Genomic DNA, 19,403 nt, shown 5'->3' on the forward strand with positions numbered 1-19,403 from the left:
CGCGTCGGTAAGTTTTCAACCTAGTTCCTGCACGATCCTTGAACTGGGTTGGTTGGTGGTAGCAATGATGGTCCGGACCGGCGCACAGCGTCTGGCCGAGGACCGGGGGCTGGTGCCCGACGGGCGCCTCGGACTGATCACGAACTTCACCGGCGTACTGCCGGATCTCACCCCGACGCCGGTGGCGTTGCGGGCGGCCGGTCTGCCGTTGACCGCGCTGTTCGGCCCCGAGCACGGTCTGCGCGGCACCGCGCAGGCGGGGGCGAGTGAAGCCGAAGGGATCGATCCCGACACCGGCCTCCCGGTGTTCGACACGTACTTGAAAGAAGGACAGCAGCTCGACGAGCTGTTCGCGGACGTGGACGTGCTGCTGTTCGACATCCAGGACATCGGTGCGCGGTTCTACACCTACGTCTGGACGATGTACGACTGTCAGCAGGCGGCGGCGCGGCTCGGCAAGCCGTTCGTCGTGCTGGACCGGCCGAACCCGCTCGGCGGGATGAAGGTCGAAGGGCCGCTGCTGCAGCCCGGGTTCGAGAGCTTCGTCGGCCGGGCGCCGATCCCGCTCCGGCACGGGCTGACCGTCGGCGAGCTGGCCCGGCAGTTGGGTGAGGCAACGGTCGTCACGGTCGACGGCTGGCAGCGGGAGTCGACCGGCACCGGGTTGCCGTGGGTGCCGCCGTCGCCGAACATGCCGACGCCGGACACCGCGCTGGTCTATCCCGGTACCGGGCTGTTCGAAGGCACGAACCTGAGCGAAGGACGCGGTACGACGCGGCCGTTCGAGACGATCGGCGCGCCGTACGTGGACGACCGTTTCGTCCCGGCGCTGCAGGCCTGCGACCTGCCGGGCGTGATCTTCCGGCGGACCTGGTTCGAGCCGGTGTTCAGCAAACACGCCGGTACGCCGGTGTCCGGGGTCCAGTTGCACCTGGTCGATCGCGAGGCGTTCGAGCCGGTACGGACCGCGCTGGTGATGCTCCGGGTACTGAACGAGCTGTATCCGGATGACTTCGGGCTGTTGCCGTCGTTGGACAAGCTGTGGGGATCGGACTCGCTGACCAAGGCACTCGAGGCCGGCGACGACCCCCTCGATCTCTTGCCTTCGGCAACCACACCGGCGGACTGGGTCCGGCCCGGCGTGTTGCTCTACGAAGGATTGCTCGATGAAGGGACCGTGTGATGATCCGTTCGTTCCAGGTCGGTGACGGGCCGGCGCTGGCGGCTGCCTGGACGGCAGCGGCACCGGCCGATCCGATCGGCTACCAGCGGCTCCGCGACCTGTTCCTGCTGGACCGGAACTTCGACCCGGCCGGCCTTCAGGTTGCCGTGATCAATGATCAGATCGTCGGCGCGGCGCTGGCGATCCGGCGGCTGATCGCGGTCGACGCCGACGACCTCGAACCGGCCTCGGGCTGGATTCCGTTCTTCTTCGTGCACCCGGACCACCAGGGCCAGGGGATCGGCCGGGAGCTGCTGACCGCGGCGACCGACTGGCTCCGCTCGCACGGGCGGACCGAGGTGTTCTTCTCCTCGTACACGCCGAACTACTTCCTCCCCGGCCTGGACGCCGCGCGCTACCCGGCCGCGGCGAAGCTGCTGGCCGGCCTCGGGTTCGCGAAGCAGTACGACGCGGTCGCGATGGACCGGAGCCTGGTCGGGTACGCCATCCCGGACGATGTCCGCAAGCGCATCGACGCCCTGATCGCGGACGGGTACACGTTTGGTACACCATCCGGTGACGAGCTGACCGAGCTGATCTCGATCGCCGGCGGCGAGTTCAACCCGGACTGGTCGCGGGCGATCCGCGAAGGTGTCGTGTCCGGTCTGCCGCTGGAACGGATCGTGGTGGCCCGCGAACCCGGTGGCCGGATTCTCGGCTGGGCGATGCACGGCACGTACGAGAGTGTGATCGACCGGTTCGGGCCGTTCGGGGTGCTGCCGGCATCCCGCGGCACCGGGCTCGGCAAGGTGCTGCTGCACCTGACGCTGGAACGGATGGTTGCCGCGGGGGCACATTCCGCCTGGTTCCTGTGGACCGGCGAGAAGTCGGCGGCCGGACAGCTCTATCTGAAGACGGGTTTCGACATCACCCGCACGTTCACCATCCTCCGGGCGCAGCTGCTCCCGGCCGACGGGAAGGAATGAGATGCGCATCTCGAGAGGACTGGGTCTTGCCGTTGCTGCCGGGTTACTGGCGACGGTCGCGGCCTGTGGCGGCGGCTCCAGCAGCGGCGGTGGTGGTGACAAGGTCGAGCTGACCCTGCTCAGCCACTACAGCGACGGGCCGTCCAAGGAAGGCCTGGACAAGATGATCCAGGAGTGGAACAAGGACAACCCGAAGATCCAGGTGAAGGCACAGGTGGTCAAGTTCGACGACCTGCTCACCACGATGACCGTCCGGCAGACCGGCGGCCGGGGCGCGGACATCGTCAGCGCGTACGGGCTGTGGGGCGGCCAGCTGATGAAGGCGAACGTGGTCGCGAAGGTACCCGACGACATCGCCAAGAAGATCAAGGCCGAGTACAGCCCGGCCGCGCTCGGCGCGGTCACCACCGGCGACACCCTGCTCGGGTACCCGACCGAGCTGAACACGTACGTGTTGTTCTACAACAAGAAGATCCTCGCCGCGGCCGGTATCACCAAGCCGCCGACCACCTGGGCCGAGCTCGCCGACGCCGCCAAGAAGACGGTCAAGCGTGATGCCAAGGGCAACATCCAGGTCGAGGGCCTGAGCCTGATCCAGGACGGCGACAACAAGTCCGTACACCCGTTCCTGTCGCTGCTGAACTCGGCCGGCGGCAAGTTCCTCGGTCCGGACGGGTCGCCGCAGTTCGACAACGACCAGGGCAAGGCGGCGCTCAAGTTCGAGGCCGACCTGGCGGCGGCGAAGGCGACCAACCCGTCGATCTCGCCGACCAAGCAGTTCCGCAGCGGCGGCGTCGCGATGGCGATCCAGGCCGGCTGGTGGATCGGCAGCCTGAAGACCCAGATGAAGGACAAGTACGGCACCGATGTCGGCGTGGCCGCGATCCCCGGCCCGACCCCGGGCAGCAAGGGCTCGCTGGCGTACGGCTTCTTCATGGGCGTGAACGAGCGCAGCAAGCACGCCGCCGAGGCGTGGAAGTTCCTCACCTGGATGAACGAGCACAAGGCCTCCAGCGGCAACGTCACGGAGACCGGCAAGTGGCTCGCCGACCAGGGCCTGATCCCGCCGCGGACCGCGGACCAGGAGGAGTACAAGAAGTCGCTGGCCGACCCGAACATGGCGCCGATCTACGAGGCCGCCACGTACGCGATGGCCGAGCCGAACCAGCCCGGCGCGTACGAGGCGAAGACGGCACTGCACAACGCGATCATGGGCGTACTGACCAACGGTGCCAGCCCCGATGACGCGCTGGCGCAGGCGGCGAAGGCGGTCAAGCCGCAATGACGACCGCGGTCAGCAAGGCCGGCGCCGGCCACACCGTGGCGGCGCCGGTCTCGCGGCCCGGCAAGCTGCACCGGGAAGGGCGCGCGGCGTACCTGTTCCTGTCGCCGGCGCTGCTCTTCTTCTGCATCTTCCTGATCCTGCCGTTCATGTTCGCGATCGTGCTCGCGTTCTCGAACTGGGGCGGCTTCGACCTGGGCACGATGAAGTGGTCCGGGATCGCGAACTTCAAGGAAGTGCTCAGCTTCGACGGCACCTTCGTGAAGCCGATCCTGGTGAACACGCTGCTGTTCGCGTTCGGCGCGGTGTTCATGGCCACCTTCGGTTCCGTACTGGTTGCCTACTGCATCGACCGGCTGTCCTTCCAGGGCTTCTGGCGGGTGCTGTACTTCCTGCCGGTGGTCGCCACGGTGGTTGCCATCGGCAACGTCTGGAAGATGATGTACCAGCCGGCCGGGCTGATCAACGCGGTGCTGAACAAGCTCGGCGTGAACAGCGTCGGCTTCCTGTCCGACGCGTCGTACGCGCTGCCGTCGGTGACCGTCGTCCACGCCTGGGCGTCGATCGGCGGCGCGGTACTGATCCTGACCGCCGGCCTGAAGGCGATCCCGGACATGTACTACGAGGCGGCCGAGATGGACGGTGCCAACTCGTGGCACATGTTCTGGTCGATCACGCTGCCGTTGCTGCGGCCGGCGCTGCTGTTCGTACTGATCACGCAGTTCATCGGCGGGTTGCAGTCGTTCGCGCTGATCATCGTGATGACCGGTGACGGCGGACCGGTGAACGCCACCAACGTGGCCGCGTTCGAGATGTACCAGCGCGCGTTCAAGTACGGCGCGTGGGGTACGGCGAGCGCGATGGCGATGGTGCTGTTCGTGATCATCCTGGCGATCACGCTGCTGCAGCTGTGGGTGGCCCGGCGGCGTGGAGAGGAGACGTCGTGAAACGGCGGCGCGGCAAGTTCCCGTGGTTCGCGTACCTGGTGGTGATCCTCGGCGCGGTGGCGATGGTGATGCCGTTCCTGGACATGGTGATGAGCTCGTTCAAGGGCGCGGGCGAGTACGGCGTGATCCCGTACAAACTGCTGCCCGAGTCGTTCAACCTGGACAACTACAAGGAGGCGTTCTCCCAGCTGGAGCTGCCCCGGTTGTTCAAGAACAGCGTGATCGTCACGGTCAGCGTCACCATTTCCGTACTGGTGACGTCGTCGATGGCCGGGTACGCGCTGGCGAAGCTGCGGTTCCGCGGCCGGGCAGTGATCTTCCGGTTCATCCTGGCGACGATGATGCTGCCGCCGTTCCTGCTGCTGATCCCGACCTTCCTGATCATGCTGAACTGGCCGCTCGCCGGCGGCAACGACATCCTCGGCCGCGGCGGCGACGGCGGGCTGACCACCAGCCTGATCTCGCTGATCCTGCCGTTCACGGTGTCCGGCTTCGGGATCTTCCTGATGCGGCAGTTCATGGTGTCGCTGCCGGACGAGATGCTCGAGGCGGCCAAGATCGACGGCGCCAACCAGTGGCAGACCTGGCGGCTGATCGTGCTCCCGCAGACCAAACCGGTGGCGATCACGCTCGGGCTGATCACCTTCATCGGCACCTGGAACGAGTACATCTGGACGCTGCTGATCTCGTCCTCCGACCCCGACCTGCAGACGCTGCCCGTCGGCATCCAGCTGCTGCAGAGCTTCCTCGACCCGGACCGGACGATGCCCATCGTGATGGCCGGCCTGGTGATCAGCACGCTGCCGGTGCTGGTCGTGTTCCTGATCTTCCAGAAGTACTACGTGCGCGGCGTCGTACTCAGTGGCCTGAAATGAGGAGTTACCTATGAGCAACAGCGTGCTCGCCATCGGCGGACACATCGGCGACATGGACCTGACCGCCGGACCGACGCTCGCCAAGCTCGTGCTGGAGGGCGCGTCGGCGACGATCGTCGCGCTCACCCCCGGCGAGCGCGGTCACCCGCGGCTGTCGCCGGCCGAGTACAAGAAGCAGAAGATCTCCGAGGGCAGCGCGTTCGCGGAGGCGATCGGCGCCGACTTCCAGGTGCTCGACAACAGCGACGGTTTCCTGCCCGACACCGACGACGTGGCGCTGCAGCTGGCCCGGATCATCCGCGAGAAGCAGCCGGACACGATCATCACGCACTGGAAGCACTCGATTCACCGCGACCACGAGCACACCGCCGTACTCGCCGAACGGGCCCGCTTCCTGGCCGGCCTCCCGGTCGTACCCGAGGACGACTTCGCGGCGATCTCGCCGTACCCCGAGCTGGCCGCGAAGCTCGCCGAACTCCCGCGGCACGGCGTCCGCTCCTTCCTGCACGCCGAGAACTGGGAGGACATGGAAGGCTTCACCCCCTCCCTGTACGTCCCCATCCCCGAGGAGGCCTTCTACCGCTGGGTCTCCGCCATCCGCCACCAGGCCTTCGCCCGCGGCGAAACCTACGGCTTCCGCTACATCGACTACTACACCGCCCTGATGACCACCCGAGGCTGCCTCGCCTCGTACCCCCGAGCCTGCGCCTTCCAAACCAACCAATCCCCCGAGGTCACCAAACTCGCCGGCCCGTAATCTGTCCGCCATGCTCACCATTGGCCGGTTGGACGGTACTGATCGCGGTGCCTGGCAGGAATTGTTTGCCGGGTACAACGAGTTTTACGGGCGCACGATGCCGGACGAGTTCTTCGCCCAGGCCTGGGAACGGTTCGGGCGGGACGAGGAAGTGCATGCGTTGGGGGCGCGGCTGGACGGACAGCTGGTCGGGATCGCGCATTTCCTGACGCATGCCAGTACGACCGCGCCGGACGCCTGTTACCTGCAGGACCTGTTCACGGCGCCGGAGGCCCGCGGGCAGGGGGTGGCGCGCGCCTTGCTCGAAGCCGTCACCGCCTGGGCACGGGAGCGTGAATGCGGCCGGGTGTACTGGTCCACCCACGAATCCAACACCACCGCCCGCCGCCTCTACGACCAGGTAGCCGAAAACCGCGGCTTCATCCTCTACGTGATCCCACTCTGAAGAGCAGACACATCTGAAGAGCAGGGCACACCTGAAGCGCAGGGCACATCTGAAGAGCAGGGCAGCGAACCGGCTTCGTCGGCGGCCACTCGGTGAGCCCGCCGAAACCACGCCCGAGCACCTCCGGCAGCCGGACGATCCGCGACGATGGACACCGCCGGGCAGGACGTCCGCGCGCGATCGTCGAGAAGACGGTCGCGGCCGGGCAGTACCGCGATCTCGCCCCAGGTGAAAACCTTGAGATACCGGCCAGCCGGCGCAACTCGGGCCGGACACCCGCGTCGGCCGCGGCGGCTCTCAGCAGATGCTGCTGCCACGGGTGCGATCCCGGAGCGGGATGCAGGTCAGGCCGACGCGGGGGTACAGGCAGCGCCTTCTTGATCCGCCGGGCCCTGGATGTCATCTCACACCGGCCTCGGCTGGGCGCTTCGGTGGCTCAGATGGTTGCGAAGGATGGCGGGCCGGTTGCGGGCTCGGTGGGCGTGCGGTGACCCCAGACAGCGAACCGGACCGCCGCGGTGGAAGCGGACCGCCGCGGTGAGGGTCGCTTCGTCGACCTTCCAGCAACTGGTTCGCGGGACGGCCCGGTCCAGGTAGCCCCGCGGGCCAGGCGCCGGGGTGTGGCGGGGACGGGCAGGTCCAGGTGGCCCGACGGGTCAGGCGCCGAGGGCGTCGCCGGGAGGAGCGGGTCGAGGTGGCCCGGCGGGGTGAAGTGCCGGAGGCGTGGCGGGGACGGGCGGGTCCAGGTCGCCCGACGGGTCAGGCGCCCAGGGGTACAGGCAGCTCGGTCTTGATCCTCCGGGCTTCGGTGGCTCAGATGGTTGCGAAGGACGGCGGTCCGGTTGCGGGCTCAGTGCGCGTGCGGTGACCCCAGACAGCGAACCGGACCGCCGCGGTGAGGGTCGCTTCGTCCGCCTTCCAGCGGCTGGCTCGCGGGACGGGCGGGACCAGGTGGCTCCACGGGTCAGGCGCCGAGGGCGTGGCCGGGACAGACGGGTCTAGGTGGCCCGACGGGTCGGGCGACGGGGGTGTGGTCGGGACGGGTGGGTCCGGGTGGCTCCACGGGTCAGGTGCCGGGGGTGTGGCGGGGATGCCTTCGGGATGGTGGGTTCTTACGCCGGCCTGGTTGAGCGCATGCTGATCAGGGCGGGCAGGGGTGGTGCCTGAAAGCACGGGTGTGGGCACCTTGTCGCGCTCGGTTGGGCGCCGGCGGGGACGGCCCCCCTCGGCCTCTGGGGACGTGATCCGCCGGTTGCCGCGCAGCTGGTCCGCGCCCGGTGGTGTGGTCCAGCTGGGGCGGTTGACCGGGCGCCGGCGGGGACGCCCCGGGCCTGGTGGAGTGGCCCAGTTGGGGCGGGTGACGTTGGGTATGCCGTTGGTGATGGTCACGTGCCAGCGGCCGGCGTGGAGGTCTACGTGGTGGCGGCGGCAGAGCAACGCGAGGTTGTCGACCGTCGTCGCGCCACCGTCGAGCCAGGAGATCAGGTGATGGGCGTCGCACCTGAGTGGAGGAGCCGCGCAGACGACGCAGCCACGGTCGCGGGCGTTCAGGGCGCGGCGGATGGATTTGGTGACGAGACGTTCACGGCGGCCGACATCCAGCGGCTCTGAGTTGGAGCCCAGGACCAGTGGGATGACGTTCGCATCGCAGGCCAGGCGGCGGATGGTGGTCGCGGACAGTTCGTCGCCGTAGGCCGTCTGACCAGTGGCGTTCGCGGTGGCTGACCTGAGGTCGTCCAGGTCGATCGTCACGGTGATGTTCGCCTTGGCCCCGTACCCCGGCACTGGTGCACCAGGCGTACGTATGCCGGTGTCCTTGGCGCCCCAGGCGTTGGTGGTCGTGTCCCGGCCGTTGGCGTTGGTGTGCCAGGTTTTGGCGGTCGTGTCCCGGGCGTTGGCGTTGGTGTCCCAGGTGTTGGCGGCGACGGTCAGGGCGGTGCTGAGGGCGTCGGCCTGGCGCTTGTCGCGGGCGCGGGGATCGAGCTCGCCGTCGGCGGTCTTGTGCGGGCGGGCACCGGCGTGGATGACCGCACGCAGGAGTTCGGCGTTCTCGTTGGCGAGGTACCCCTTGAACTTGACGCCGTTATCGGCAGTCGTGAGGGTCAGGGACTCGCGGTCGTAGGCCCGCTGTTCCTCGGGCTCGGGCCCGTCGGAGTCGAGGAGGTTGCAGAGCTGTTTCGCCGCGGCGCGGAGCTCACCCGGAGCAAGATGGGCGGCGAGCAACACCAGCTGGTTCTCGGCGACATCGAGGTCTTCCACCGGGACCCGGGTCCGAACTCGTTCGAGCTCGGAGACGATCGCAGCCGCGTGGGCGGTCTGCATCGCCCGGAACGTGCCATCGGAGTCGCCGTCCTGGGAGCTGCCGCCTTCGATCCCGTCGGAGTCGCTGGCTTGGGTGCTGCCGACCTTGATCCCGTCGGCGAGGGCGGCGTCTACGGCCGCGTACCTCGGCAATGCCCGCGCCAGCCGGACGTCTCGCCAGACCTCTGACCGGTCTCGGCGGTGCCGGAAGGCGAGCAGATCGACGGTGTCGCGCGCGCCGAGCTCCTGGGCGTAGCCCGTTTCCTCCATCCGCGCGACGACCTGCAAACGCAGCCCTTGCAGCCGGATGATCTCGGCGTCCAGCTCGTCGAGCACGGGCAGGAGCTCATGGTTGCCCAACGCAACAACCGAGCGCCCACCGAGAACATCCATGCCGATAACTATACCCTCCGGCTCGGACAGTTCTTCGCGAAATCCCCTTATTTTTCAGGGCATTTCGACGACCTTCACCCCTGCCGACGTACCACTCTCGACCGACCGTCGCCGTCGAGACCAGCCACTCGTCCGATGTGCCGAACGAGCTCACCCGGGACGTAGCCGCGTGGCTTATCGACGCGACCGCTCCAGTGCGGGATATGAGCAGCGTGCTCGCGCTCCGGTGCGGGACGTGAGTAGCGTGCTCGCGCTCCCGGCGCGGGACGTGAGTTGCGGAGCTGTCTCCGGGCGTACGCCGCCTGATCGGCGTGCTCGCGCTCCGGTCCCGGGAGAGAGCCTGGAGCTCGGCGTATCCCACCAGCGGGTTCCAGTGAGCCCGCGAAGCCCTGACCAAGATGTGTACGTTGCCTTGGCTGTCAGCGATGCGGTCAGGGTGCCTGGTACGGCCTGCGCAGCGACAGCCGCACCGCCCGGTTGAACACGATCCACGTTTCTGCCGGTGGCGAGGAGGGGCCGTCGGCCGAGGCGATGCGACGAGCGCGCAAGGAGTTCGCATCGGATCTCGTCATCCACCTGGACGACGGACGACCACCACAACTGGTCGACGTTCCCCACACGAAGGCCCGCAACCGCGAGCAGGTTCATCCACCCGGTACGAGCTTGAGCCCGTCAGCGCAAGCCACACCCCGAGCCCGAGGCGCCAAGCGAGCCAACGCCCGCGCCACCCCCAGATAGCAGCCGGTCTAGCACCGGCCCAATCGTCGGCCTAGCGCCGACTCACCGGTCGACGCGATGGACGGGCGGTCGGTCCGGCGGATCGCATGTCCCTGAGGCGCTGAGTGGGCCAGCGTCCGCGTTGGCTCAAGTGTCGGTTTGGCTTGGGCGTGAGTGTCGGCTCAAGTGCGGGCTTGAGGGTTGGTCTGGGGTGGGTGGGGTTGTCAGGAGGCGTCGGCTTTGCGGACCCAGACTTCTCGGATGATCAGGAGGATGGCGGCGGCGGAGGGGATGGCGAGGAGGGCGCCTACTACGCCGAGGAGGGCGCCGCCGAGGAGGGCGGCGATGACGGTGACGGCGCCGGGGATGTCCACGGCGCGGCGCATGATGCGGGGCGCGATGATGTAGTTCTCGATCTGCTGGTAGATGACGCCGTAGATCAGGCAGGCGACACCCGTCCAGAGACCGCCGGTGAAGCCGATCAGAGAGACCGCGACGACCCCGATCAGGCCGCCGACCATCGGGATGAAGCCGCAGAACATCACCACGATCGCCAGCGCCACCGCGTAGTCACGGATGCCGACGATCTCCAGGAAGATGAACATCGACGTACCGGCGCAGAGCGCGACCATGAACTGACCGCTGACGTACCCGCCGACCCGGCCGAGTACCTCGTCGCCGAGGATCGCGACGCGGCGCCGGCGGGTCTTCGGGACCAGGCTGTACGCGGCCCGCTTCACCGACGGCAGCGACGCCAGGAAGTACAACGTCAGGATCATGATCGTGAACGTGTTGAACAGCGCGTTCGCGACCACCTTGCCGACGCCGAGGATGCCGCCGAACGCGCGCTGGGCGAGCGCCGGGTCCTGGATGTACTCCTGGGCCTTCTGGATGAAGTGGTACTTGTCGTTCAGGTTCGTCAGGGTCTTCGACTTCTCCAGCAGATCGAGGTACCCCGGGGCGTTCTTGATCAGACTGTCGATCTGGTCGGTGACGACCGGAACGATCGCGAACCCGACGCCGACGACCGCGAGAATCATCAGCAGGAACACCACACCGACCGACAGCCCACGTTTCAGGCCACGGCGCATGAACCACTCGACCAGCGGGTTCAGCCCGACCGCGATGAAGATCGAAACCAGGAGCAGGATCAGTACGGAGCGGGCCTGGCCGAGCGCGTTCCACAGTCCCCAGGCGAAAAGTACACCGAGCGCCGCGAAGAAGCCGAAGGTGAACGGGTTGCCCCGGCGCAGCGGCGGGCCGGGCAGACCCATCCCTTCACTCGGATGCCGCGCGTCCATCAACAACTCGCCGGCAATGTCCACATCCTCATCCACCACTCGCGCAGCCGCCCCCACCTCAGCAGCCTCTGCTTTTACCTCAGCAGCGTCCGCTTTTACCTCAGCTGCGTCCGCTTTCGCCTCAGCCGCGTCGGCCTTCGCGTTCGTCGCAGCCGTACCCGCCTCGGCGGCAGCCGCATCCGCTTCAGCCGCCGAGCGAGCAGCCTCGTCAGCGGACGTACGTGCGGTGTCGGCTGACGTGTTTGCAGAGCCTGCCGGGGTTTTTGCGGTGTCGGTGGGGTGGGCTGCTGCCTTGGCCTCGGTGGGTTGGGTTTCGTCGGAGGCTTCGGTGCGGTCCGCGTCGGTGGTTGTCGTGGAGGTGTCGTCGCCGGCTGGCGTCACATCTTGTCCTTCGGGGGTCGCGCGGTCGAGGAGGCCGCGTCGGCGTCCTTGCCGTCCACCCGAGTCTGCTCGGTCGTGAGGTCATTCAGCCGGAACTCGTCAACCATCGTCGAATCCTTCGGCTCGTCCTCATCCGAACCAGCACCCCGGCCGGTCGCGGACACACCCGCACCCGCCGATCCACCGGAAGCCGACCCGCCGGAGCGCGCGGCGCCGGGGGAGTCGGTGCCGGTGGAGCTCGAGGTGCCGGAGGTGCCGGTGGTGGTGTTGCCGAAGCTGGAGGTGGTGGACGGGGAGGTGGTGGGGCCGCCTGCGGTTTTGCTGGGGGTGTACGAAGTCGGGTCGGGGGTTTTGCCGGCGAGGGTGCTGGTGTCCTTCGCGTCGACGCGGAGGTTGGTGTCGATGCGGGTTTCGTCGACGCGGGCGTCACCAGCGGCGGAACCCACGAACGGGCTGGCGCCGGTGAACGGTCCGCCGTCATCCCCGGACGAGCTGCCCTTCGCACCGGTCGACCCCGAGCCGGTACCGCTCGAGCCCGCACCGGTCGACCCGAGGCCCGCGGAGGAGCCCGCGGCCGCGGAGGAGCCTGCGCCGGTGGAACCGAGGCCCGGGGAGGTACCCGCGCCCGCGCCAGTCGCCCCGGCGCCTGTGGAGGAGCCGGTGCCTGTGGAGCCGGTGCCTGCGGAGTCGATGCCGCTGGTTCCGCTGGTGCTGGTGCTGGTGCCTGTGGAGATATTGCTGGCGGAGGTGGTGCTGGTGGGGGTGGGGGTTGTGGCGAAGGGGCTGGCTGGGGTGGGGGAGAACGGGCTGGTAGATGCCGGGCGTGGGCTGCCGTGGCGGTCTGTTGGTGACGCGGTGCCGGTCAGCCCGGACGCGCCGCTCACGCCGGACCCACCACTCAGGCCGGACCCACCACTCAGGCCGGACGCGCCGCTCACGCCGGACCCGCTGCTTGCTTCCGGGCTGACACCGGGGCCGGGGCCGGTGTCAGGTTTGGCGAAAGGGTTCGTGTAGGGACCTGCTGCCGTTTCGGAGTCGAGTTCGCCGGCTTGGCGGGCGATGTTGCTGGCGATTTCGTTGAGGCCGGCGATCTGGGTGAGGATGCCGTCGCGGCGCTTGGCCAGGCGTTCGGTTTCGCGGGCGACGACGGTACGGGAGCGCTCGGCCTCGTCGGCGGAGTTGGCGAGCTCGGCCTCGGCGCGGGTACGGGCGGTGGTGAGCAGCTGCTCGGCCTCGCGGCGGGCGCGGGACAGGGTCCGCTCGGCGGATTCCTCGGCCTCGGCGCGGATCTTGCGGGCCTGTTCGGTCGCCTCTGCCACCCGGCGCTCGGATGCCTCGGCGGCCTCCTTCATCTGGGTGGTCAGGCTGTCGGTGTCGGCGGCGATCTGCTGGTGCTTGTCGGCCAGCTCCTTGGCTTGCTGCTCGCGCTCGTCGGCGAGCCGGGCCCGGAGCGCCGCGGACTCGCGCTGGATCGCGGTCCGGATCTTCTCCGCCTCGTGCAGCGCGCCGTTCTTCAGCGTGCTCGCCTGCGACTCGGCGGTCAGCTGCAGCTGCTCCGCCTTCCGCTGGGCGGCCTGCAGCACCTCGGCCGCCTCGGTGTCGGCGGTCCGGCGCGACTCGGCCGCGTCGCCCTCGGCGGTCCGGCGCATGCTGTCCGCCTCGTTCAGCGCGACGGTGCGGATGTCCTCGGCCTCGCGGTCGCCGGTGGCACGCGCGGCGGCGGCTTCCTTGGCCGCGTTGGTACGCAGCTCGTCGGCTTCCCGCTTGGCCTCCTCGAGCGCCTCGGACGCCTGGTCCTGGGCGAGCCGGAGGATCTGCGCGGCCCGGTCGCCGAGCCCGGCGTACGACGGGTTGGCGCTGGCTTCGAGCTGGCGCCGGGTCTCCTCCAGCTGGAGCTGCATCGGCGCGACGCTCTGCTGCAGCTGCTCGGCGTGGTTGCGGGTCTCGGCCAGCTGCATTTCCAGCGCGCGGACGTAGTCGTCCACCGCCTGCTTGTCGTACCCACGACGACTGACCGGGAAGCCCCCGGCCGCAGTCGCCGTACGGTCGAAGAACGGCAGGCTCGACTCGTCAGGCATTACCGGATGTCCCTTCTGGCGGCTCAGCGGGTGAATTCCCCACGATAAGCCTGTCAGAACCCACCACAAACCGGCGAATCGGCTACCTGTGCACAACTACCTGTCGCGGAAGCGGTTGATCGCGCTCAAATGCTGCTCCCGCAAGGCGGTGTCACGGACCCCGAGGCCCTCGCCCGGCGCGAGCGTGAGGACGCCGACCTTCCCCTGGTGCAGATTGCGGTGTACGTCGTACGCCGCCTGCGCGGTCGCCTCCAGCGGGTACACCTTGCTGACCGTGGGATGGACCATGCCCTTCGCGATCAGCCGGTTCGCCTCCCACGCCTCGCGGTAGTTGGCGAAATGGGAGCCGATGATCCGTTTCAGGTTCATCCACAGGTACCGGTTGTCGTACTCGTGCATGAATCCGGAGGTCGAGGCGCAGGTGACGATCGTGCCGCCGCGCCGGGCGACGTACACCGAGGCGCCGAAGGTCTCCCGGCCCGGATGCTCGAACACGATGTCCGGGTCGTCACCGCCGGTCAGTTCGCGAATCCGCGCCCCGAACCGCTTCCACTCCTTCGGGTCCTGGGTCACCGGGTCCTTCCAGAACCGGTACCCCTCGGCCGACCGATCGATGATCAGCGACGCGCCCATCGCCCGGCAGATCTCGGCCTTCTCCGGCGAGGACACCACACAGACCGGAATCGCGCCGCCGTTCAGCGCGAACTGGGTCGCGTACGACCCGAGTCCACCGGACGCGCCCCACACCAGTACGACGTCGCCCTGCTTCATGTTCGCGCCGTTGGCCGACACCAGCTGCCGGTACGCCGTGCTGTTCACCAGCCCAGGGGATGCCGCTTCCTCCCAGGTGAGATGGGCCGGCTTGGGCATCAACTGGTTCGATTTCACCAGCGCCAGCTCGGCGAGACCGCCGAAGTTCGTCTCGAAACCCCAGATCCGCTGCTCGGAGTCGAGCATCGTGTCGTTGTGGCCGTCCGGTGACTCCAGCTCGACCGACAGGCAGTGCGCGACCACCTCGTCGCCCGGTTTCCACGCGTTCACGCCCGGCCCGGTGCGCAGTACGACGCCGGCCAGATCGGAGCCGACCACGTGGTACGGCAGGTCGTGCCGCGCGGTCAGCGGCGACAACTTCCCGTACCGCTTGAGGAACGAGAACGTCGACACCGGCTCGAAGATCGACGTCCAGACGGTGTTGTAGTTGATCGCGCTCGCCATCACCGCGACCAGCGCCTCACCCGGCCCGAGCTCAGGCGTTGGTACGTCGTCCAGGTGCAGGCTCTTCCGTGGGTCCTTGTCCTTGCTGTCCAGCCCGTCGAACATCGTCGCGTCGTCGGCGTGCACGGTGATCCCGCGATAGTGCTCCGGTACGTCGAGCCCGCCGACGGCGGCGTTGTCGCCGGAGAGGATCGCTTCGAGGATCTGCTTCACGGAAGTACCTCCTGCAGAGGCGGTTCTGGGTGAGCGGAACTTACCGCTGAGTATGCGCTCCTGGCTGTGCCTTGTGACACAGCGAGGGACGGTTGAGACGACCGTCACTTTTGCAGTCCACCGTTGTCAGTGGTCTTATCCGATCGCCAGTGCTTCCGGTCAGCGCAGGCGGGTGTGCAGCCTGACCTGGGTGAAGTCGTCGCCGGACCGCAGCTGGGCCAGGTCGCACAGCTGGTTCGCCAGCCAGACGCCGCGGCCACCGAGCCCGTCCAGCGGCGGCAGCACCCGGCCGACCAGCAGGTTGTCGATCCGGCCGCGGTCGGTCACGTCGCAGATCAGCGCGCCGGATGCGATCCAAACCGCGAGCGTGCCGCGACCACCGCCGAAGCGGATGCTGTTCGTGCAGACCTCGTGCAGGGCCAGCGACAGGTCCTCCAGCCGGTCCCGGGAAACGCCGTGCGACGACGCCTGACCGCTCAGCCACTGCCGCACCTGGGACAGCTCGCCGGGCCCGAACTCCCACCGCTCGGCCCGGTCCGGTACGTCGTCCAGCGCGGTCCGGAACGCCTTCTCCGCAAGGGCTTCCGCGCCCGCGTGGGTGGCAGTCGGATCGATCCCGACCGACGCTTCGTACACGCATTGCAGCCGGAACGACGGGTCGGTTGCGAAAGCGATGTCGGAGAGCGCCTCGTGCAGCTCGACCTCGGCGTACTCGGCGTCGCTCCGGCCCGCGTACGCCGCCTCGCTGAGCGCGCGGACCGGCCGCGCCGCCTGCTCCAGAACGGCACGCCAGAACGGGATCAGTCGCGCCGGGTTGCCTCCGGCAACGGTCATGTCGGCGAAGCGCACCTGGTCCTGGTCCGGACCGAGCGCGTCCCGCAGGTCCGCGGTCCGCCCGGGTGACAGCACGGCCACGATCTCTTCCCCCGCCGCCAGACCCACCCGTACGAACGTCGCCGCGCGCCGCACGAACTCCTCGTCCGACCCGTGGACGAAGGCGTCGTGCTCGAACCCGGCCGGCGCTCCGTACAAGGAATCGGTGGCGCTGTCCTTCAGCACTCGAACAGAGTAGACCGCCGCAAGGTACTCCGGAGAGTCCTTTCGCGCGCCGTCACCCGGTGTGGGAGGCCGATGGCTCCACGAGTTCGACCAGTACGCCGCCGGCCGACTTCGGGTGCACGAAATTGACCCGGGAGCCGGCGGTACCGCGTTTCGGCTCGTCGTACAGCAACCGGGCGCCGCGTTCGCGCAAGGTGGCGCAGACCGCGTCCAGATCGCGCACCCGGTACGCGAGCTGCTGGATGCCGGGACCGCGCTGGTCCAGGAACTTGGCGATCGGCGACGCGTCCGACAGCGGCGCCAGCAACTGGATCGACGAACCCGAGTCGCCGACCGACAGCATCGCCTCGCGGACACCCTGCTCGGTGTTGATCTCCTCATGCGCCACGGTCATGCCGAACATGTCGGCGTAGTACTGGACGGCTTCGTCGAAGTCGGCGACCGCGATGCCGACGTGGTCGATCGCGTCGAAGAGTTGATCCATCTCGTCAGCCTGGCGCAGACCTCCCGCGGAGGCCATCGAAAGTGGCTCAGCTGACATGATCCGTGTGACCGGTCTGACGTGCGCGAGCAGCGGCGTACCAGTGTCCTCGCAGGTATCGTGACAGCATGGCTGACACGCGAAACCGAAGCGTCATCGTCGCCGGTGCGCGGACCCCGATCGGGCGGCTGCTGGGTGGCCTCAAAGGCTTCACCGGCGCCGAACTCGGTGGGTTCGCGATCCAGGGCGCACTGCGGAAGGCCGGCGTCGCGCCGGACCAGGTCGAGTACGTGATCATGGGCCAGGTGCTGCAGGCCGGCGGCGGTCAGATCACCGCTCGCCAGGCCGCGGTCAAGGGCGGCATCCCGATGGACGTGCCGGCGATCACGATCAACAAGGTCTGCCTGTCCGGGCTGAACGCGATCGCGCTCGCCGACCAGCTGATCCGCGCCGGTGAGTACGACATCGTCGTGGCCGGCGGGATGGAGTCGATGACGAACGCGCCGCACCTGCTGCCCAAATCGCGCGAGGGCTTCAAGTACGGCGACACCACGCTGGTCGACTCGATGGCGTACGACGGGTTGTGGGACGCGTTCACCGACCAGGCGATGGGCGCGCTGACCGATCAGGCCAACAACAGCGGGCTGAAGCTGAGCCGTGAAGAGCAGGACGAGTTCAGCGCTCGTTCGCACCAGCGGGCCGCGGAGGCGTGGAAGAACGGCGTGTTCGCCGACGAGGTGGTTCCGGTCGAAGTGCCGCAGCGCAAGGGCGATCCGCTCGTCGTCGACAGTGACGAAGGCGTCCGCGGTGACACGTCGGTGGAGGCGCTTGCCAAGTTGCGGCCGGCGTTCGGCAAGGACGGGACGATCACCGCGGGGTCGGCGTCGCAGATCTCCGACGGTGGCTGCGCGGTCGTGGTGATGAGCCAGGCGAAGGCCGAGGAGCTCGGGCTTTCGTGGATCGCCGAGATCGGCGCGCACGGGTCGGTCGCCGGGCCGGACTCGACGCTGCAGAGCCAGCCGGCGAACGCGATCGCCAAGGCGTGTACGAAGGAAGGCATCGCGCCGGCCGAGCTCGACCTGGTGGAGATCAACGAGGCGTTCGCGGCGGTCGGGATCGCGTCCGCGCGCGAGCTGAAGCTCGGCGACGACAAGGTGAACGTGAACGGCGGCGCGATCGCGGTCGGGCACCCGATCGGGATGTCCGGCGCGCGGCTCGTACTGCACCTCGCCCTCGAACTCGGCCGCCGCGGCGGCGGTGTCGGTGCCGCGGCTCTCTGCGGAGGCGGCGGCCAGGGCGACGCCCTCATCATCCGAGTCCCGAAGCCCTGATGCCAACCCCACCCACCCCCGCGGCCCCACCCGCCACCCCGCGCCCGCACACCGCACAACACTCGCGTGTTGTGGACCGGGTGGCGAGTGTGTTGGGGCGGGTGGGGTGATGGGGCGTCGGACCGCGCCGGTGGGGGAGTTGGTGGCGAAGGCTCGCGAGGGGGACTCGCGGGCGGTGGCTCGGCTGATTTCGCTGGTGGAGGACGAGTCGCCGTTGCTCCGGGAGGTGATGGCGGCGCTCGCGCCGCATGCGGGGCACGCGCACATCGTCGGCATCACCGGATCACCCGGCGTCGGGAAATCCACCTCGACCTCGGCGCTGGTTTCCGCGTACCGCGAGACCGGTAAACGGGTCGGCGTACTCGCGGTCGACCCGTCCTCCCCGTTCTCCGGCGGCGCACTGCTCGGCGACCGGGTACGCATGCAGGACCACGCGACCGACCGCGGCGTGTTCATCCGGTCGATGGCGTCCCGCGGGCATCTCGGCGGACTCTCCTGGTCGACCCCGCAGGCGCTGCGGGTCCTGGACGCGGCCGGGTTCGACGTCGTCCTGGTCGAGACGGTCGGCGTCGGGCAGTCCGAGGTGGAGATCGCCGGGATGGCGGACACCACCCTCGTACTGCTCGCTCCCGGCATGGGTGACGGCATCCAGGCGGCCAAGGCCGGCATTCTTGAGGTCGGCGACATCTACGTGGTGAACAAGGCCGACCGGGACGGCGTCCAGACCGTCACCCGGGACCTGCGGGCGATGCTCGCGCTGGCCGACCGGGCCGAGGGCGCCTGGCTGCCGCCGATCCTGAAGACGGTCGCGTCCCGCGCCGAAGGGGTCGCCGAGGTGGTGCAGGCGATCGAGGACCGGCTGACCTGGATGCGCGGCAACGGCGTACTCACCGAGCGCCGCCGAACGCGTGCCCGGGACGAGATCGAGGCGATCGCGACGACGGCGCTGCGGGCCCGATTCGCGCACCTGCACGGCGACGCCCGCCTGGACGTCCTCGCGGCCAAGGTCGCGGACGGCGGCACCGACCCGTACGCGGCAGCAGACGAGCTGATCGCCGCGCTGTGAATCGGCAGCTCGACAGGAGGTGTCCAGCCGGTTCAACCGGTCGCACGCGTGAACCACCCGCCAAATGCCCGGCCGGGCCGGACACCTCCTGCCGAGCTGCCGATAATCACCGCCTTGGCGAAAGAGCGGCTTGGTGAGGGTTGTTCGGATTGTGATACTGGTCTCGCTCGTGGAACATTCGACCACGTAGTGTCACAGGAAATCTTCGCCTGGTGTTCGGGAAAAGTTGTTCCGGAATCGGGCAAAGTCCGCGGGATTTACCGGGTTCGGAGCGACGTACGTCTCATGGCGGCGCGCCGATGGGTGCCGTGCCCCCGAATCCGTTACAGAATGGGGCTTGTAGCTGGTGAGCATTGTGCGGTGGGCTGTGTTCAGTCAGTGACAATTGGTGACGGTCCGTGATACAAACTCAA

Annotated in this window: 15 protein-coding genes; 9 read left to right on the forward strand and 6 right to left on the reverse strand. The window is 68.6% G+C overall.

What is annotated here, in order from left to right; translation table 11 throughout:
- The first annotated feature begins 64 nt into the window (after positions 1-64).
- Genes HDA44_RS00945 through HDA44_RS00975 form a run of 7 tightly spaced genes read left to right on the forward strand, consistent with a single transcriptional unit; the run spans position 65 to position 6,454 of the window.
- Entirely contained in the window at positions 65-1,183 is a 1,119-nt protein-coding gene (locus HDA44_RS00945; RefSeq protein WP_184830502.1) for an exo-beta-N-acetylmuramidase NamZ family protein, read from the forward strand.
- Positions 1,183-2,148 (forward strand): GNAT family N-acetyltransferase, encoded by a 966-nt coding sequence (locus HDA44_RS00950; protein WP_184830503.1) that lies wholly within the window; start codon positions 1,183-1,185, stop codon positions 2,146-2,148. Before HDA44_RS00945 ends, HDA44_RS00950 begins: the two co-directional genes overlap by 1 nt.
- A 1-nt stretch (position 2,149) precedes the next feature.
- Positions 2,150-3,433 carry an ABC transporter substrate-binding protein gene (locus HDA44_RS00955; protein ID WP_184830504.1) on the forward strand — a complete coding sequence of 428 codons (1,284 nt, stop codon included), beginning with the start codon at positions 2,150-2,152 and terminating at the stop codon, positions 3,431-3,433.
- Positions 3,430-4,377, forward strand: coding sequence for a carbohydrate ABC transporter permease (locus tag HDA44_RS00960; RefSeq protein ID WP_184830505.1), 948 nt, complete (start codon positions 3,430-3,432; stop codon positions 4,375-4,377). Before HDA44_RS00955 ends, HDA44_RS00960 begins: the two co-directional genes overlap by 4 nt.
- Positions 4,374-5,252 (forward strand): carbohydrate ABC transporter permease, encoded by an 879-nt coding sequence (locus HDA44_RS00965; RefSeq protein ID WP_319040256.1) that lies wholly within the window; start codon positions 4,374-4,376, stop codon positions 5,250-5,252. Before HDA44_RS00960 ends, HDA44_RS00965 begins: the two co-directional genes overlap by 4 nt.
- Positions 5,253-5,262: 10 nt before the next feature.
- Positions 5,263-6,009: a PIG-L deacetylase family protein gene (locus tag HDA44_RS00970; RefSeq protein WP_184830506.1), complete on the forward strand. Its 747-nt coding sequence runs from the start codon at positions 5,263-5,265 to the stop codon at positions 6,007-6,009.
- 10 nt (positions 6,010-6,019) lie between these two features.
- Positions 6,020-6,454 carry a GNAT family N-acetyltransferase gene (locus tag HDA44_RS00975; RefSeq protein WP_184830507.1) on the forward strand — a complete coding sequence of 145 codons (435 nt, stop codon included), beginning with the start codon at positions 6,020-6,022 and terminating at the stop codon, positions 6,452-6,454.
- An 813-nt stretch (positions 6,455-7,267) separates the two neighbouring features.
- Here HDA44_RS00975 and HDA44_RS00980 read toward each other — a convergent pair.
- From HDA44_RS00980 to mce, 6 genes are all read right to left on the reverse strand, one after another.
- Entirely contained in the window at positions 7,268-9,148 is a 1,881-nt protein-coding gene (locus HDA44_RS00980; protein ID WP_184830508.1) for an HNH endonuclease signature motif containing protein, read from the reverse strand.
- A 941-nt stretch (positions 9,149-10,089) separates the two neighbouring features.
- Positions 10,090-11,547, reverse strand: coding sequence for an AI-2E family transporter (locus tag HDA44_RS00985; RefSeq protein ID WP_184830509.1), 1,458 nt, complete (start codon positions 11,545-11,547; stop codon positions 10,090-10,092).
- Positions 11,544-13,625 (reverse strand): coiled-coil domain-containing protein, encoded by a 2,082-nt coding sequence (locus HDA44_RS36870; RefSeq protein ID WP_238352325.1) that lies wholly within the window; start codon positions 13,623-13,625, stop codon positions 11,544-11,546. The genes HDA44_RS00985 and HDA44_RS36870 overlap by 4 nt, the downstream gene beginning before the upstream one ends.
- A 96-nt stretch (positions 13,626-13,721) precedes the next feature.
- A complete protein-coding gene (gene ccrA / locus HDA44_RS00995; RefSeq protein WP_184830510.1) occupies positions 13,722-15,053 on the reverse strand; it encodes a crotonyl-CoA carboxylase/reductase in 1,332 nt (443 codons plus the stop codon).
- Positions 15,054-15,212: 159 nt separating this feature from the next.
- The gene (locus tag HDA44_RS01000) at positions 15,213-16,112 is read right to left on the reverse strand and encodes an anti-sigma factor RsbA family regulatory protein (RefSeq protein ID WP_184830511.1); all 900 of its coding nucleotides are present in this window, start codon (positions 16,110-16,112) and stop codon (positions 15,213-15,215) included.
- Between the two features lie 52 nt (positions 16,113-16,164).
- A complete protein-coding gene (gene mce, locus HDA44_RS01005) occupies positions 16,165-16,596 on the reverse strand; it encodes a methylmalonyl-CoA epimerase (protein ID WP_184830512.1) in 432 nt (143 codons plus the stop codon).
- Positions 16,597-16,721: 125 nt separating this feature from the next.
- Here mce and HDA44_RS01010 point away from each other — a divergent pair, with 125 nt between their 5' ends.
- Together HDA44_RS01010 and meaB are read left to right on the forward strand one after the other, a co-directional pair.
- On the forward strand, positions 16,722-17,924 hold the full coding sequence (locus HDA44_RS01010; RefSeq protein ID WP_184830513.1) for an acetyl-CoA C-acetyltransferase: 1,203 nt from the start codon (positions 16,722-16,724) through the stop codon (positions 17,922-17,924).
- A 109-nt stretch (positions 17,925-18,033) separates the two neighbouring features.
- Positions 18,034-18,990 (forward strand): methylmalonyl Co-A mutase-associated GTPase MeaB, encoded by a 957-nt coding sequence (meaB, locus tag HDA44_RS01015; RefSeq protein ID WP_184830514.1) that lies wholly within the window; start codon positions 18,034-18,036, stop codon positions 18,988-18,990.
- Positions 18,991-19,403 lie beyond the last annotated feature (413 nt).

Origin of the sequence: Kribbella solani (assembly GCF_014205295.1) — a bacterium.
Lineage (GTDB): Bacteria > Actinomycetota > Actinomycetes > Propionibacteriales > Kribbellaceae > Kribbella > Kribbella solani.